This window comes from Luteimonas changyuni (genome assembly GCF_039548395.1).
GTDB lineage: Bacteria > Pseudomonadota > Gammaproteobacteria > Xanthomonadales > Xanthomonadaceae > Luteimonas.
The window spans coordinates 13,800-27,876 of the sequence record NZ_JBCLUZ010000001.1 but is presented as its reverse complement, the minus strand read 5'-3'; the positions used below and the strand labels follow the sequence as shown (position 1 = coordinate 27,876).

The following is a 14,077-nucleotide window of genomic DNA, read 5'->3' as shown; positions in this document are numbered from 1 at the left end:
GCTCACGGCAGGTTCCGGGCGCGCTACATTCCGTCCTGCGGGCGCCCGCCCGCGACCATGACGACGAGGGAGCAACGATGAGCAACGGCAATGGAGTCGCGACGACGATCGGTACGGCCACCGAGGTCGTCGCCGACAAGGCGAAGACGGTGCGCAGTGCGGTCTCCAAGCGCGCATCGACGGCGGTGACGAAGGCCAAGCAAGCCGCGGGCAAGGCCGAGAAGGCAGTGACAAGGACGGCCGGCAAGGCGAAGACCGCGGTGGCGAAGACGGCGGGCACGGCGAAGAAGGCCGTGGCCAGGCGCGTCGCCGGGGCCAAGCAGTCGCTGGCCGCCACCAGCGCCGGTGCAAAGGCCGAAGCGGCCGCGCTCAAGCGCAAGCGCTCGGTCAAGAAGGCGGCGAAGAAGGCGGTAAAAAAGGCCGCCGCGAAGAAGGCGGTGGCAAAGAAGGCCGGGACCAGGACCTCGGTGGCCAAGAAGACGGTTTCGAAGAAAGCCGTCGTCGGCAAGGCGGCCACGAAGCAGGCCGCGGTGAAGAAGACCACCGTGAAGAAGGCCACCGTGAAGAAGGCAGCTGCCCGCAAGGTGGCGCCGCGGAAGACCACCAGCAAGTAACCCGCCGGCCTCCCCGCAGCACAGCTGGGAGGCGGGCATCAACGAATACCAGGGAACAGCGTCATGGCCGTCAGGATCGAAAAGAAAATCACCGGTTACTCCGTCGCCACCGCCGATGACGGGCGCAAGGCCGCAGCCGCGCTGCCCGCCGCCGCCGGGCCGGAGCCCGCCGCGGCGCGTCCGTCGGCCGAAGTCATCCAGATGCACGAGCGCATCGAGCGTCCGGAAGTGCTGATCGGCAGCACCTACAAGATCAAGTCGCCGCTGGTCGAGCACGCCATGTACGTGACCATCAACGACATCGTGCTCAACGCCGGCAGCGAGCACGAGCAGCGCCGCCCGTTCGAGATATTCGTGAACTCGAAGTCGATGGAGCACTTCCAGTGGATCGTCGCGCTCACGCGCATCATGTCGGCGGTGTTCCGCAAGGGCGGCGACGTGACCTTCCTGGTCGAGGAAATGAAGGCGGTGTTCGATCCGCGCGGCGGCTACTTCAAGGCCGGCGGCGTGTACATGCCGTCGCTGGTGGCCGAGCTCGGCGCGATCGTCGAGGACCACCTGAAGTCGATCGGCATGATCCACGACCCCGACATGAGCCCGGAGCAGCGCGCGCTGATCGAAGACAAGCGCCGCCAGTACGAGGCCCGCTCAAAAAAAAACGCTGACGCCGACGTAGCCGCCGCCGAGGCCGGCCCGATCGGCGAGCTCCTGGCCGAGCAGGGCCGCGACCGCAGCGGCGAAGACGTGGCGGTCACCGGCGACGGCACCAGCTTCCCGCCGTCGGCCACCATGTGCCACAAGTGCAGCACCAAGGCGGTCGTGGTCATGGACGGCTGCGCGACCTGCCTGAACTGCGGCTACTCGAAGTGCGGCTGAGGCCGGCGCCGCGCGGATGAACGCGGTCAAGACGCTTGCCATGGTCGTGGCCGCCGCCGGTGCCTTCGTGCTCTGGGACGCGCTCAAGCCCGAGGGTGGGCTGGGCGCGGTGGTCGACCAGGTGGCGTCGCGAGGTGCGTCCGCCGGGCCTGCCGGCCCGCGGGGCTTCGTCGAGATCCCGATGCCCGACGGACTGCCGTCGCGCGGCGTGGTCGTGTTTGCGCCGGCGAACTGTCCCGAAGATGCCGGCCAGCGTGCGGATGCCATCGTCCGGCACCTCGAGTCGCAGGGCATCCCGCACCGCCGCTCCAGCAGCGCCAACTACAGCAATCTGGCGAGCGCCGAGGACGCGCGCCGGGTGACGGCGGTGATGAACGGCCCGATCCCGGTGGTCTACGTCAACGGCCGCGCGCGCGCGAACCCGTCGCCGCAGGACGTGGTGGCCGAGTATCGCGGCGGCGGCTGAGCCGCGCCGAGCTGCTTTGCCCGGGCGCGCAATCGGGGCGCCTCAGGCGCACTCCGCGCGCGTGGCAGGCGCCAGCACCGCGGACACCAGCCGCTCGAGATAGTCGAAATAGCCGCGGATGTAGCCGCCGCCGGCGGCGCCGGCATCGAGCAGGAACGGGTTCATCAGCGTGTGCCGCAGCACGACGATGCGGTCGTCGTCGCCGCCGTCGACCAGGGCGCCGGGTGCGAGTCCCAGCGCCTGCAGCACGCGCGCGGTGTCGGCCACGCCCATGGCCTCGGGCCGCAGCGTGGTCATCGAGCCGAAGTACTCGCCGCGCTGGAGCGGCTGCCCCGGGTCGGCGCGCAGGGTGTCGTGCAGGCCCCGCATGAAGCGGTTCATACGCGCGACGTCGTGGTTGCCGCGCGGGTTCATCGCCAGGCACACCAGGTTGCAGTCGGGCGCGAACGGCACCATGGCGGTGGCCAGCGGCGCAATGCGCGCGATGAAGCCGCGGGCCTCGTCCATGAACGCTTCGGTCGCGTGCAGGCCCTGCGCCGGCAGCCGGCCGAAGTTTTCATGGTCCAGCGGCAGCACGCGATGGGTGACATAGACCGCCGCGGCGTTGGCGCCGGGCTTGGAGCCTTCGGGGATGTAGCGGCCGAGCTGGCGGTGGCGCTGGAAGAAGTCGGTGGCCGCTGCGCCGTCGAAGACGTAGTCGGCGTCCTCCGCCAGCAGCCCGATCGCGCGCTGGTCGCGGCAGAGGAAGGCGCCTGAGCCGTAGGGCAGGTAGCCGAGTTTGTGCGGGTCGATGGTGACCGAGTCCATGCGCGGGATCGCGGCGAAGGCGGCGTGCACTTCCGGCCGCGGGAAGGTGCTGAACCCGGCACCCACTTCGGCCAGCGAGCGAAATCCGCCCTCCGCGCTGCGGAACAGCGAGGCCAGGTAGCCACCCCAGGCGGCGTCCAGGTGCAGTGACAGGCCAAGTCCGCGCGCCTGCATGCGCTCGCGTGCGCTGGCCAGGCGGTCAAGCGGGTCGATGGTGCCGAACTCGGTGCTGCCGAGCACGCCCACCGCCATCAGCACCGGCTGTCGCCGTCGCAGGCAATCGTCAAGCGCCTCTTCCAGCACGTCGACGTCCAGGCGCATCGCCCGGCCGGGGATCAGCTCCAGCTGCGCGCGCCCGAGCCCGAGCATCTTCATGCCCTTGCTCCAGGAGTAATGCGCGGTGGCCGGAGCGAACACCCGCGGCGTCGACAGCTGCGGATGCTGCTCGAGGAAGCCGGGCAGGCCCATGGTCTCGATGCGCCGGGCGTCGACCCGTCGCTGCCACGCGGCGCGTTCGCGCGGCGGCAGGGCGTCACGCCAGGCACACCACTGCGCGAACAGCGACGTGGCCACCGCGGGGCCGGTGTTGAACGCGTCCCAGTCGTCGTCCGGCAGGCCGGGCAGTGGCACCGATGCCGCGCGCAGCGCCACCGGGAAGGCCTTCAGCGCCAGCGCCAGGCGCAGGCCCTGCACGTTGGCCAGAGTGCCGCCGGATGTCAGGTGGCCGAAGGCGCAATCGTCGTTCCCGGGGTCGGCCGGCCAGCCGATCATCGCCGCCAGCTGCAGGCCGGCCTTGAGTTCCAGGTCGATGGTGATCGGCGCGGCGTCGGCGCTGACGTTGTTGGGGTTGTAGGGCAGTGCCAGTACCTGCGCGGCCAGGCCCGGGATCAGCAGGTCGCTGACCATGTGGCCGAGGTAGCGCGGGCTGTGGAAGGGCACGCTGCGCTTGAGCGCCGCCGACAGCAGGTGCAGTTCGCGGCGCAGGCGCGACTCGAAGGCGACGTAGTCGGGAAGGCGGTTGGCGCCTGTCGGGATCGCCGGCAGGTCCTCGGGATGCAGGTTGCGCCGCCAGTAGACGTGGTCGCGCAGGAACTCGACCAGCAGCGACTCGAGCAGCTGGTCGTTCTCGCCGTAGGGGCCGAGGAAGCAGGCATGGTGCCCGGCCTGGTTCGTGGCGGCGACTTCATGGCGCTGGCTCATGGGCGTTGCTCCGCGACGCTGGCAGGGGACCCAGCTTGGCGGCGCGGCGGCGGCGGCGCCTTGAGCCGGGTCAAGCCGGACGCGAGTGCACGCGCGCTGCCCGCGGCGACAGGGTCCGTGCCGCAGGGACCACGCCGCCTGCGCTAACGTGCGCCGATGACCACGCCGTTGCCGACCCCAGCCCTGTCGCCCGCCGCACCCGCCGCACCCGCCGCGCTCGATGCCGCAGCGCTGTCGGAACTGCGGCAGGCCAGGGCGCTGCTTGAGAACCCGGGGCTGGCGGCACAGCTTGCCAACCTGGTGGGCGCACCGCTCGAGTACGTGATGGAAAAGCGCCTGCCGGCGTCGATGACGCGGCTGGTGAACGCGCTGGTGCGCACGGCGTTGCGGCAGTCCCTGCGCATGGCGGTGGCGACGCTGGGCAAGGACGCGGCCTCGTCTGCGCCGCGCAATCGCGGTCACACCATCGCGGCGGCGACCAGCGGCGCCGTGGGCGGTGCGTTCGGCTTCGCCGGGCTCGCGGTCGAGCTGCCATTGACCACCACCCTGATCCTGCGTTCCATCGCCGGGATCGCGCGCGCCGAAGGCGAGCCGCTGGATGATCCGGCGACCATGCTCGCCTGTTTCGAAGTGCTGACCATGGGTGGCCGCGCCAGCGCCGACGATGGCGCCGAGTCGGGCTACTTCGCCGCGCGCGCAGTGCTGGCGCAGCAGGTGGCGGCGGCGGCCGAATACGTGGCGGTGCACGGCCTGGTCGGCAAGGGCGGGCCGCTGATCGTGCAGCTGCTGTCGGCCATCGCTTCGCGGTTCTCGGTCAACCTCGGCCACAAGGTCGCGCTGCAGGCGGTGCCCGTGGTCGGCGCGGCGGGCGGTGCCGCGCTCAATACGCTTTTCATGCGCCACTTCCAGGCCATGGCACGCGGCCACTTCACCATCCGCCGCCTGGAGCGGCTGCACGGCGTGGACGCGGTGCGCCGCGCTTATGACACCGTTGGCGCCCCCGATGGCCCCGGGCACGCGCGCGTCGAGCCCCGTTCAGGCTAGGATTCAGCACCATCCGAGGGGGGACCACCATGAAGGAACTATTGCGAGCAGGCCTGCTGGCACCGCTGCTGGCACTGGCCGCCGCGCCGGCGCTGGCCGATGCCGGTCGCGGCGTCACCGGCGAAGAAGCCATGGCGACGCTGCAGGGCATGGAGCTGGAGCCTGAGCTGCTGGCCGACGAACACGGCGATCCGATGATCAGGTTCCAGATCAACGATCTCACCGCCTATCTCAATTTCTATGACTGCGACGACGGGCGTTGCGGTTCGCTGCAGCTCCAGGTCGGCCTTGATCTTGAACATGGCACCACGCTGCAGGTCGCCAACGTCTACAACACCCGCTACCGCTATGGGCGGATGTCGCTGGACGACGAGATGGATCCGTTCCTGCGCTACGACTTCGAGGTGCTGCACGGCAAGCACACCGCGCAGATCCAGAGCCAGGTCGAGATCTTCGGCCAGCTGCTGGTCGACTTCGTGCAGGCAGTCGATTTCTGAGCGCTGAGCGCTGAGCGCTGAGCGACGAGCCCCGGCGCCGGCCGGGTCGTCCCGATCACGCCTTGCGCAGTGCCGGGAACTGTGCGGTCATGCGCACGCCATCGGCCAGTCCCCAGCGGATGGCGATGCGACGCAGGCGCGCACTGGTCTGGTCATGCAGGTGCGGCGGTGCCAGCTGCATGACCGCATCGTGGCGCTCCGCCCAGGCGTTGGCGTAGGCGAACAGATCGCGATGGCGGAGCTGGAGGTCGGCCATTTCGTCCTCGAGCCCGACGATCGCCTGTTCGAGGTCGGTATCGGTATCGGTACGGTCGGCGGACGGAGTGGCAGTCATCGGGTATCGGATCAAACAGGGGCGCCGTACTATGGCAGCTATGCGTGCAGGTGCAATGAACATGGCGGCGGGCTGCGGGACTGTCGCTTCGGCAGGGCCGGGGGCGTTCACGCGTCTTGTTGCGATGCTGCTGTTGCCTCTTGCCCTCGCCGCCTGCGGTGACGCGACGCAGGTGCCTGCCGTCGCGACGCCGGCTCCACCGCTCCTCGACTACCAGGCCAAGCGCTCGATCCCGGTCCGGCTCGACATGCTGGCCACCGCCGACGGCGGCCGTGCCGTGGCGATCCCGGGAGGGTGGCGCGGCGAAGTGGACTTCGATGGCGACGAGCCGATCACGCAGTGCGGTATCAAACGCGGCGGCATCGCCGCCATCGAGCCGGGCAGCAGCAACGAAGTGCACATGGTCTGTTCACAGACCGTGCGGCTGCCGGACGATGGCAGCCGCGGTTTCCGCGTGCTGGAGGACGGCCGCGAGATCGCCTCCGGCGTCGTTCTTCCCTGATCAGCTGCCGGCGGCGGGGAGCAGCTTCAGCAGGCGACCCTGTGCGCCGTCCTCAAGCAGCCAGAGGCCGCCTTCCGGACCCTGTTCAACCTCGCGGATGCGCTGCCCCATGTCGAAGCGCTCGGCCTCGCGCGCCCGGGTGCCTTCGACCTCGACCCGCACCAGCGACTGCGACGACAGGCCGCCGATGAAGGCGCTGCCCTGCCACTCGGGGAAGACGCCTCCGCTGTAGAACACCAGGCTCGAGGGCGAGATCACCGGCGTCCAGCTCACCGCCGGCGCATTGAAGTCGGGCCGGGTGGCGTGGTCGGGAATCGGCCGGCCGTCGTAGTGGTCGCCGTCGGAGACCGTCGGGTAACCATAGTTGCCGCCGCGTTCGACGAGATTGAGCTCATCGCCGCCGGCAGGGCCCATCTCCACGTCCCACAGCTGGCCGGCGCCATCGAAGGCGAGGCCGAGCACGTTGCGGTGGCCCAGCGACCACACCTCCGCGGCGACGCCGCCGGCATCGGCGAATGGATTGCCGGCGGCCGGCGTGCCGTCTTCCGCGAGGCGCAGGATCTTGCCCATGTTGGACGCCATGTCCTGGGCGGGATCGAACTTCTGCCGCTCGCTCGAACTCAGCCACAGCGTGCCTTCGCCGTCGATGGCGATGCGATGGCCGTAGTGGCCCTCGCCGGACACCTTCGGCACCTGGCGCCAGATCACCTCGAGGCCTTCAAGCCGCCCGCCGCCGGCGTCATCGAGGATGAGCTTCGCCCGCGCCAGCGCCGCGCCGCGCGTATCGCCGCGGCCGGCCTCGGCATAGCTGAGATAGACGATGCCGTTCGCGGCGAAGTCGGGATGCGGCAGCACGTCGCCGAAGCCGCCCTGGCCGCCATAGGCGACCTCGGGAGCGCCCGTGACCTCGTGCGTGGCACCGCTCTCGACATCGACCAGCTGCAGGTGCCCCCGCTTCTCGGTGACCAGCAGGCGCCCGTCGGGCAGGAAGGACATGGCCCATGGTTCGTCGAACACGGCGATGACGTCGACTTCGAAAGGGTGCTCCGCGGTGGCGGCAACGGAGTCCGCGGCGCGTGCATCCAGGTCCGCGGGCGCGGTGGCCTGCCGCGCCTCGCCGTTGCAGGCGGTGATGGCCAGGGCAAGCACGGCGGCGCCGGCAAGGGGGTACAGTTTCATCGCGTTGGTCTCCGGACTGGGCGGATCGCCAGTATCGGACAGGCGATGTCCGCGTGCACGCCGCCAATAGTCGCTGCCGCGGCCGAAGTGGTTAAGACCGTGTCCATGCCGGAATCGCGGGGGGCATGGGGTTAATGGTTGCCGCGGCAGGGTGTCGCCGTGGCCCCGGGCCCTCCGGGCGCCACCGACCCGACAGACATACGGATGCCCCCGCATCCGCAAGGAGATTCCCCCTGATGAACAATGCACGCACGCAGCTCACCGCCATCCTCGCCCTCGGCGCCGCGCTGGCCATGCCGATGGCCCTTGCCCAGAGCGCAGTGACCCCCGAGATCCGCGATGCGCAGAAGGCTGCCACCGAGGCGGCGGATGCCGACCCGACGGCCGTTGCCGGCGATGCCCAGGCCACCGCTGCGCAGGACGCGCAGGCCGTGGACGCACAGCCGGCGGCACGCCAGCTCGGCTGGGCCGACGTCGATGCGGATGGCAACGGCACCATCTCGCGCGATGAGTCGGCTGCGTTGCCGGCACTGGCCGCGGTGTTTGCCGAAGCCGATGCCGACGCCGACGGTGAGCTGACCGCCGACGAATACCGCGAGCACGCCGCCACGGCCGGCGGCAAATAAGCGGCCGCGGCGCGGCGCGCGCCTCCGGGGCGCGCCGTTGCCGGTGCGTGGCGGCGGCGACGCCCCGCCGCCACGCCTTTCCCGGATAATCGGCCCATGGCCAACATCAAGATGGTCGGCTTCGACGCCGACGACACCCTCTGGCGCAGCCAGGACTATTTCGACCGCGCGCAGCTTGACTTCGAAGCCATCATCGCCGGCTACGTCAACGGCGAAGCCCGCAGCAGCGCGCGCCTGTACGCGGTGGAGAAGGCCAATCTCGCGGTGTTCGGCTACGGCGTGAAGGGCATGGCCCTGTCGATGATCGAGGCCGCGATCGAGATCACCGGAGGCCGCATCACCGCCACCGACCTGCACCGCATCGTCGCGCTGGCCAAGGACCTGCTGCGCCACCCGGTGGAGCTGCTGCCCGGCGTGCGCGAAGCCGTCGAAGCGGTGGCCTCCGGGCTCCCGGTCGTGCTGATCACCAAGGGCGACCTGTTCCATCAAGAGGCCAAGGTGCGCGATTCGGGGATGTCGAGCCTGTTCCGGCGCATCGAGATCGTCAGCGAGAAAGACGTGCCGACCTATCGCCGGCTGCTTGAGGAGTTCGCGATTGCGCCGGAGGAGTTCGTGATGGTGGGCAATTCGCTGCGGTCCGACATCGCACCGGTGCTTGAGCTCGGCGGCTGGGGCGTGCACGTGCCCTACCACCTGACCTGGGTCCACGAGCGCGAGGCCGACGTGTCGACCGCCCACGCGCTGCGCCTGCGAACGCTCGCCTCCGCCGGCGAGCTGCCGGCCGCGCTGCGCCTGATCGTGGCCGCCTGACCCTGCCGCCCGGGCCGCGCGCAGCGAGCGCGGCCGTGCTGCTGCACAATCAGCGCATGCCACGCGCCCACGCTTCCGCTTTCGCGCTACTGCTCGCCGGCCTGCTGTCCGCCTGCGTACGCGAGGATGCCGCCACCGGCCACGACAGCCTGCCCGGGCTGGCCCCGGGACAGGACGCGGTGGAGTGGCGGGGCAGCCTGCCCTGCGCCGACTGCGAAGCCATCGATACCCGACTGGTGCTGGAGCGCCGCGGTGGCGAGCAGCGTTACGAACTGGTCGAGGTGTACGTGGCCCTGGATGGCAGCGTCAGCTTCGAGGAAACCGGCGAATGGCAGCTCGAGCGGTCGATGCTCAGCCTCGAGCCGGGCACGGGCGGCCTGCGTCGCTATGCGCTGGTGCACGGCGGCGTCCTGCAGGTGCGCGACCTCCGCGGCCGCGTCTTCCCGGGGCGCGAACACGATCTCCTGCTGCCCGCCGCCCGCCAGCCCTGACCGAGGATTCCAGCGTGAACCATCGACTGCCAGTATCGTTGTCTTCCTTCCTGCCGGCCCTGCTGATGGCGGGCAGCATGGCGGCCCACGGCGCCGTCCAGGCGCAAGCTGCCGCCGCGGTGCGCGAGGCCACGGTGCGCGAAGCCACGGTGGCGCAGGACGCCGCCCCGGCCGAGGCCACCCCGGCCCCGGAAGCCGCCCCCGCCTGGGCGCCGCGCACCGGCGACGCGGTGGTCGACGCGCGGCTTGCGGACATCAACGTCTATGCGGCGCGCTACCCGGAGGCCTTCATCGATGAGCTGGAGCGCTATTTCGACGCGCCGCGGCCGCTGCTTGAAACGCTGCTCGGCGAGGGGCGCACGCCCGGCGACCTCTATTACGCCTGCGCCCTGGCCCGCGTGTCGGGGCGTCCGTGCCGCGGCGTGATCGAAGCCTGGCAGGTCCGTGGCGATGGCGGCTGGGAGGCGATCGCGCGCGGGTTCGGGGTCGAACCCGGCGACGAGCGTGCCAAGCGCCTGCGCCAGGGCATCCAGCAGAGCTACGCACACTGGGACCGGCCGCTGCCTGGCGCCGAGTGATGTCGCCGCCGCGCGGACCTACATGAAATTCCGCGTGTGCAGGCTGGACAGGTACTCCGCGCGCGCCGGCTCGAAGCCCAGCCGCACCAGTTTGGCGTAGCGGCTGTCGGCCATGTCCTTCATCAGCGCCTGCACGCGCCGTGCGCCGAGCGCGATCGCGTCCGGCGTCAGTTCGCCCGCCGCCATCAACACCAGCGCGTCGAACACTTCCTCGTTCAGGCCGCCGGTGTCCTGCAGCGCGTCATGCCGCGCCTCCACCGCCTGCGCGAGGCGGTGGATGAAGTCGGGTTCGCGCTGCAGGCGGTACAGCAGGTGCGACATGCCGAGCGCGACGTGCCGGGCTTCGTCGATCGCCGCGTAGCGCGCGACCTGCCGCGTCAGCGGATCGGGCGCCACGGCCTGGATGAACTTCAGCAGCGAAACGAACGTGCCTTCGCCCAGCACCGACAGCAGGAAGCTTGCGACCGAATAGTCCTTCTCGTCGAGCAGGCTCTTGAGCGAGGCCTGGCCGCCGGCGGTGGACAGCGCCGGCTCGCGGCCGTGGCGCCGGATGCGGCGCGTGAACACGTCGATGTGCCGGGCTTCGTCCGCGATCTGGATCGCGAGCGCGGCCTGCAGCTCGCGGTAGTGCGGATGCAGCTGCCCCAGAAAGCGCGCCGGGATCACCAGCGCGGCGTTCTCGTTTTCGACCAGGAATGTCATCACCTGGACGATCGCGTCCTCGATCTCGGCGGGTGGCTCGGGGGCGTTGTCCCAGTCGATGTCGTCGGCCTGCCACTGCGCGGCCACCGCCTGCCGGTACAGATTCGCAGCCGACTCGTTCCACAGCTGGTCGCGTTCGGAGAGGCGGAAGTCGAAGGCGGGTGCGTTTGCTTCCACCGATGCGCCCCGCGCGGCAAATCCCCAGCGCGCGTGCGCATGCGGGGCGATCGCGCCGGCCTCGTCGAGGCTGCTGTGGCCGGTGGCCATGGCGTCGCGCCAGCGTCCGGTCTGCGCCGAGCCGCGGGTCACGCGCATCAGCGCCGGCTCGCGCTCGATCACCGCGGCCGCGTGCCCCTGGCTGCGGCACCATGCCGCCAGCTGCGCCTGCCAGCCGGGCGCGCTGCCGCGAACGGTGACATTGCCGCCCACGGCCACTGACTGCAGCGCGTGCTTGACCAGCAGGTGCGCGCCGCTGTCGAAGCCGAGCGCGGCCAGGTCGACCGGCGGCTCTTCAACCGCCGGCTGTCCGTTGACACGCCGTCCATCGAGCTGCGGCCTGGCGTCACTGTCTTCGTTCATTGCCTGCGCTCTGTCCGTGGCCGGTCATTCCATCAGCGGCATGCCGCACATCAGGCGACCGGTGAGATCGAACAGTACGTCCGAGGTCGGCGCCATGATCGCCGCTGCGCGCGAGTCGCGGAACAGGCGCTCGATGCCGACGTCCTTGCGGAACGCGGCGCCGCCGCAGACGCGCATCGCGGTGTCGGTGACCGACAGCGCGGCCTCGGCGGCGCAGGCCTTGACCTGCAGCACGCGCAGGAAGGCGTCCTCGGCGCCGCCGTCGATACTGGCCAGCGCCATCGCGCGGATGCCCCTGGCCTGGTCGACGGCGTTGCGCGCCTGTGCCAGCTGCGCGCGCAGCGTCGGCAGGTCTGCGAGCGTGCCGCCGGCGGCGAAGCCGGTGGCGGTGACGTGTTTCACCGCGCGCTGGAATGCGCCCTCCATCAGCCCGATGGACACCGAGGCGATCAGGTTGACGAAGGTCGGAAGTTCGTCGCCGAACATGATCGCCTGGCCCTGGCCGTCCTCGCCCATGCGACGTGCGAGCGGCAGGCGCACGCCCTTCGCCGTCACCGGCGCCGAGGCGTTGGCGCGCAGGCCGAGGCCGTCGAAAGGCCTGGGTGAGCCGAGGCCGTCAAGGCGGCGGTCCACCAGCCAGATCGTGCTCGCGCCCTCGGCTGCCACCGGCGTCGACGACCAGACGTAGGAGTCGGCTTCGCCGGCGGCGGTGACCATGCTCTTGCCGGCGTTGAGCAGCACATGATCGCCGTCGGCGGTGGCGGTGCCGACCGGCGCCCAGAAGTGGCTGCGCGAGCCGCTCTCCGACCAGGCCAGCGTGGTCAGGTGGCGGCCGGCGGCGATGTCGCGGCGGACATCTTCAGGCCCGTACTTTTCCACCAGCGTGGTACCGGCGTAATGCATGGTCACCACCATGGCGGTGGCCGGGCAGTCGCGGGCGATGCGCTCCACCACTTGGGTGGCTTCGGCCAGACCCAGGCCCATGCCGCCGACGTCGGTGGCGCTGATGAGGCCGAGCAGGCCGGCCTGGCCCAGGGCATCGATGGCCTCGCGCGGGAAGCTCGCCGTGCGGTCCAGCTCGGCGGCGCGCGGCGCGATGACGGTGTCAACGATGGATTCAAGCGGGTCGAGATGGCTCATGGCGGTCCCCGGTCAGTAGTCGTAGCCCTGCGCGGTGATCGCGCCGGCATTGTCGTAGAAGCCTTCGTCGGTCACCGCGCGCTCGAGGATCGCGTAGCCGCTGGTGCGGCCGGGCTGCCAGACCTTGAGCCCTTCGAGTTCCAGCAGCGGGCGGACCTCGGGGTCGTCCCAGGACATGCCCAGCAGCAGCTCGCGGAAACGGCCCACCAGCGATGGATCCAGGCCGGGGGCCGTGGTCATGTTGCAGTGGTCGAAGGGGGCGGTGGTGGCGATGATCCGCGTCGCGCCGGCGGGCAGCGTGCCCTCCTGGGCGAAGGCCTGGTAGTTCTGGCCGATCATCCACGCGGCGTCGATTTCACCTGACACCATTGCCTGCGCCGCGTCGCGCTCGCCGCCGATGTGGTCGCCGTGCTTGCCGCCGAGCACGTCGAACAGGCGCGCGGTGTAGTCGCGCTCCTTCACCAGTCCCCGCTGCCGCATGTGGTCCAGCGGGATCAGCGTGGCCTGCGGCGAGTCGACCGCGCCGAAGCCGACGGTCCTGCCCTTGAGCTGCGGGACATCGGTGATGTCGCTGCCGGCCGCCACCACCAGCACCGACTGCAGGTCCATGTCGGTGTCGCGCATGACGATGGCTTCCACGTCCTGGCCGCGGGCGCGGGCCATGCGCTGCGCGCGCACGAAGGCCAGCGGCGAGTTCCAGGCGCAGTCCAGCTCGCCGCGCATCAATGCCTCGACCAGGGCCTCGTAGTTCGAATACAGCACGTAGTCGAAGGCGAGGTCGTTTTCCCCGAACCAGGCCTTGAAGCCTTCCCAGATGGTGACGACTTTCGGTGCGTAGGCGACGGCGCCCATGCGCAGGACGGAATTGTTCATATGCCTCGTTCGGCTGTTGCCCGGCTGGAATGCACGCGCGGTCGGGAACGCCCCGCGGCCATGCCTGGCCAGGTGGTGTGGAAGGGTTGGGTTGGCACCGCGCGGAGAGTGCGTGCGGCAGCCGTGGTTTCCCGGATCGCGAGCGGGCACATCGCGTAGCGAAGCCACGATGGCGTGCATCGCTGGAATCCGGGAAACGGACAGGACCTGTCACGTCGGCTGTCCCGAGTCTATCCGAGAACCGTTGCAGCGGACCTGCAGGCTATCGCCATTGAACGGTTCGTCGGTACCCTGTTGCGGTCCAGCTCAGGCGCCGGTGCCTGGGGTGGCAGCAGGGTCGAATGATGAAAGCAGCAGGGCAGTACCAGGAATCAGGCAAGTCGCCGGAATTGCGCGATAAATCGCGCTACGCGGCCTCCATCCGCCTCTCCGTCGCGCCGATGATGGACTGGACGGATATTGCAGAGAATCTCTTCTCTATCAATAAGTTAGATCCTTTGTTGAGGGTTGCGTTGCACCTGCGCTGCCCTGAGGTGACCTATGGTCTCTCGTAACTTGGCCCTGGCCCACTCGAAGAAGTGCCAAGTCGCGGCCTGCGCGAGGCAGTGCCGCTGCCGCGTTTAGCTCCCACCATTGATTTGCGGTCGAGGATCGACGCTGACCGTCGCGCTTCGATGGCCTTCCTGCATCCGCCGACTGCAGACACCACAACAAACCCCACTCTGCCATGCTGCACGCTCTCCCTCCGGCGTCCCCTGA

17 protein-coding genes are annotated in these 14,077 nt (G+C 70.1%); 11 read left to right on the top strand and 6 right to left on the bottom strand.

The window, feature by feature from the left end; genetic code table 11:
* The first annotated feature begins 77 nt into the window (after nt 1–77).
* The 3 genes from WCD84_RS00170 to WCD84_RS00160 all read left to right on the top strand — a co-directional run bounded on the left by WCD84_RS00170 (nt 78) and on the right by WCD84_RS00160 (nt 1,956).
* The gene (locus tag WCD84_RS00170; protein ID WP_343280015.1) at nt 78–614 is read left to right on the top strand and encodes a hypothetical protein; all 537 of its coding nucleotides are present in this window, start codon (nt 78–80) and stop codon (nt 612–614) included.
* Between the two features lie 63 nt (nt 615–677).
* Complete coding sequence (locus WCD84_RS00165; RefSeq protein ID WP_343255155.1) at nt 678–1,490, top strand: TSCPD domain-containing protein; 813 nt, start codon at nt 678–680, stop codon at nt 1,488–1,490.
* 16 nt (nt 1,491–1,506) lie between these two features.
* Nucleotides 1,507–1,956, top strand: coding sequence for a hypothetical protein (locus tag WCD84_RS00160; RefSeq protein WP_343255156.1), 450 nt, complete (start codon nt 1,507–1,509; stop codon nt 1,954–1,956).
* A 42-nt stretch (nt 1,957–1,998) separates the two neighbouring features.
* Here WCD84_RS00160 and WCD84_RS00155 read toward each other — a convergent pair whose 3' ends face one another.
* Entirely contained in the window at nt 1,999–3,963 is a 1,965-nt protein-coding gene (locus tag WCD84_RS00155) for a pyridoxal phosphate-dependent decarboxylase family protein (RefSeq protein ID WP_343280014.1), read from the bottom strand.
* 156 nt (nt 3,964–4,119) lie between these two features.
* Between WCD84_RS00155 and WCD84_RS00150 the strand changes: the two genes are divergently transcribed.
* Both WCD84_RS00150 and WCD84_RS00145 read left to right on the top strand, forming a co-directional pair.
* A complete protein-coding gene (locus tag WCD84_RS00150; RefSeq protein WP_343280013.1) occupies nt 4,120–5,007 on the top strand; it encodes an EcsC family protein in 888 nt (295 codons plus the stop codon).
* Between the two features lie 29 nt (nt 5,008–5,036).
* Nucleotides 5,037–5,504, top strand: a complete 468-nt coding sequence (locus tag WCD84_RS00145) for a YbjN domain-containing protein (RefSeq protein WP_343280012.1) — start codon at nt 5,037–5,039, stop codon at nt 5,502–5,504.
* Between the two features lie 55 nt (nt 5,505–5,559).
* Here the strand turns inward: WCD84_RS00145 and WCD84_RS00140 are convergent, their stop codons facing one another.
* On the bottom strand, nt 5,560–5,838 hold the full coding sequence (locus WCD84_RS00140; RefSeq protein WP_343280011.1) for a hypothetical protein: 279 nt from the start codon (nt 5,836–5,838) through the stop codon (nt 5,560–5,562).
* Between the two features lie 124 nt (nt 5,839–5,962).
* Between WCD84_RS00140 and WCD84_RS00135 the strand changes: the two genes are divergently transcribed.
* Nucleotides 5,963–6,340: a hypothetical protein gene (locus WCD84_RS00135; RefSeq protein WP_343280010.1), complete on the top strand. Its 378-nt coding sequence runs from the start codon at nt 5,963–5,965 to the stop codon at nt 6,338–6,340.
* On the opposite strand, the gene WCD84_RS00130 is transcribed toward WCD84_RS00135, so the two are convergent.
* Nucleotides 6,341–7,519 carry a PQQ-dependent sugar dehydrogenase gene (locus WCD84_RS00130; RefSeq protein ID WP_343280009.1) on the bottom strand — a complete coding sequence of 393 codons (1,179 nt, stop codon included), beginning with the start codon at nt 7,517–7,519 and terminating at the stop codon, nt 6,341–6,343.
* Between the two features lie 236 nt (nt 7,520–7,755).
* On the opposite strand from WCD84_RS00130, the gene WCD84_RS00125 reads away from it, so the two are divergent.
* From WCD84_RS00125 to WCD84_RS00110, 4 genes are all read left to right on the top strand, one after another.
* The gene (locus tag WCD84_RS00125; RefSeq protein WP_343280008.1) at nt 7,756–8,145 is read left to right on the top strand and encodes an EF-hand domain-containing protein; all 390 of its coding nucleotides are present in this window, start codon (nt 7,756–7,758) and stop codon (nt 8,143–8,145) included.
* A 96-nt stretch (nt 8,146–8,241) separates the two neighbouring features.
* Nucleotides 8,242–8,955, top strand: a complete 714-nt coding sequence (locus WCD84_RS00120; protein WP_343280007.1) for an HAD family hydrolase — start codon at nt 8,242–8,244, stop codon at nt 8,953–8,955.
* Between the two features lie 56 nt (nt 8,956–9,011).
* The gene (locus WCD84_RS00115) at nt 9,012–9,446 is read left to right on the top strand and encodes a copper resistance protein NlpE N-terminal domain-containing protein (RefSeq protein WP_343280006.1); all 435 of its coding nucleotides are present in this window, start codon (nt 9,012–9,014) and stop codon (nt 9,444–9,446) included.
* Between the two features lie 14 nt (nt 9,447–9,460).
* Nucleotides 9,461–10,024 (top strand): hypothetical protein, encoded by a 564-nt coding sequence (locus tag WCD84_RS00110; protein ID WP_343280005.1) that lies wholly within the window; start codon nt 9,461–9,463, stop codon nt 10,022–10,024.
* Nucleotides 10,025–10,042: 18 nt separating this feature from the next.
* Here WCD84_RS00110 and WCD84_RS00105 read toward each other — a convergent pair whose 3' ends face one another.
* From WCD84_RS00105 to WCD84_RS00095, 3 genes are read right to left on the bottom strand one after another with little or no spacing between them, the layout of a single operon-like run.
* The gene (locus tag WCD84_RS00105) at nt 10,043–11,305 is read right to left on the bottom strand and encodes a ferritin-like domain-containing protein (protein ID WP_343280004.1); all 1,263 of its coding nucleotides are present in this window, start codon (nt 11,303–11,305) and stop codon (nt 10,043–10,045) included.
* 24 nt (nt 11,306–11,329) lie between these two features.
* Nucleotides 11,330–12,445 (bottom strand): acyl-CoA dehydrogenase family protein, encoded by a 1,116-nt coding sequence (locus tag WCD84_RS00100; protein ID WP_343280003.1) that lies wholly within the window; start codon nt 12,443–12,445, stop codon nt 11,330–11,332.
* Nucleotides 12,446–12,457: 12 nt separating this feature from the next.
* Complete coding sequence (locus tag WCD84_RS00095; RefSeq protein WP_343280002.1) at nt 12,458–13,318, bottom strand: phosphate/phosphite/phosphonate ABC transporter substrate-binding protein; 861 nt, start codon at nt 13,316–13,318, stop codon at nt 12,458–12,460.
* Between the two features lie 341 nt (nt 13,319–13,659).
* On the opposite strand from WCD84_RS00095, the gene WCD84_RS00090 reads away from it, so the two are divergent.
* On the top strand, nt 13,660–13,872 hold the full coding sequence (locus tag WCD84_RS00090) for a hypothetical protein (RefSeq protein WP_343254909.1): 213 nt from the start codon (nt 13,660–13,662) through the stop codon (nt 13,870–13,872).
* Nucleotides 13,873–14,077 lie beyond the last annotated feature (205 nt).

Excerpts from the sequence above, each read along its gene's own strand:
- WCD84_RS00115 (WP_343280006.1), top strand. The coding sequence starts at position 9,012 with ATGCCACGCGCCCACGCTTCCGCTTTCGCGCTACTGCTCGCCGGCCTG.
- WCD84_RS00160 (WP_343255156.1), top strand. The coding sequence starts at position 1,507 with ATGAACGCGGTCAAGACGCTTGCCATGGTCGTGGCCGCCGCCGGTGCC.
- WCD84_RS00100 (WP_343280003.1), bottom strand. The coding sequence starts at position 12,445 with ATGAGCCATCTCGACCCGCTTGAATCCATCGTTGACACCGTCATCGCG.
- WCD84_RS00130 (WP_343280009.1), bottom strand. The coding sequence starts at position 7,519 with ATGAAACTGTACCCCCTTGCCGGCGCCGCCGTGCTTGCCCTGGCCATC.
- WCD84_RS00095 (WP_343280002.1), bottom strand. The coding sequence starts at position 13,318 with ATGAACAATTCCGTCCTGCGCATGGGCGCCGTCGCCTACGCACCGAAA.
- WCD84_RS00170 (WP_343280015.1), top strand. The coding sequence starts at position 78 with ATGAGCAACGGCAATGGAGTCGCGACGACGATCGGTACGGCCACCGAG.
- WCD84_RS00165 (WP_343255155.1), top strand. The coding sequence starts at position 678 with ATGGCCGTCAGGATCGAAAAGAAAATCACCGGTTACTCCGTCGCCACC.
- WCD84_RS00120 (WP_343280007.1), top strand. The coding sequence starts at position 8,242 with ATGGCCAACATCAAGATGGTCGGCTTCGACGCCGACGACACCCTCTGG.
- WCD84_RS00140 (WP_343280011.1), bottom strand. The coding sequence starts at position 5,838 with ATGACTGCCACTCCGTCCGCCGACCGTACCGATACCGATACCGACCTC.
- WCD84_RS00155 (WP_343280014.1), bottom strand. The coding sequence starts at position 3,963 with ATGAGCCAGCGCCATGAAGTCGCCGCCACGAACCAGGCCGGGCACCAT.
- WCD84_RS00145 (WP_343280012.1), top strand. The coding sequence starts at position 5,037 with ATGAAGGAACTATTGCGAGCAGGCCTGCTGGCACCGCTGCTGGCACTG.
- WCD84_RS00125 (WP_343280008.1), top strand. The coding sequence starts at position 7,756 with ATGAACAATGCACGCACGCAGCTCACCGCCATCCTCGCCCTCGGCGCC.
- WCD84_RS00150 (WP_343280013.1), top strand. The coding sequence starts at position 4,120 with ATGACCACGCCGTTGCCGACCCCAGCCCTGTCGCCCGCCGCACCCGCC.
- WCD84_RS00105 (WP_343280004.1), bottom strand. The coding sequence starts at position 11,305 with ATGAACGAAGACAGTGACGCCAGGCCGCAGCTCGATGGACGGCGTGTC.
- WCD84_RS00135 (WP_343280010.1), top strand. The coding sequence starts at position 5,963 with ATGCTGCTGTTGCCTCTTGCCCTCGCCGCCTGCGGTGACGCGACGCAG.
- WCD84_RS00090 (WP_343254909.1), top strand. The coding sequence starts at position 13,660 with ATGATGAAAGCAGCAGGGCAGTACCAGGAATCAGGCAAGTCGCCGGAA.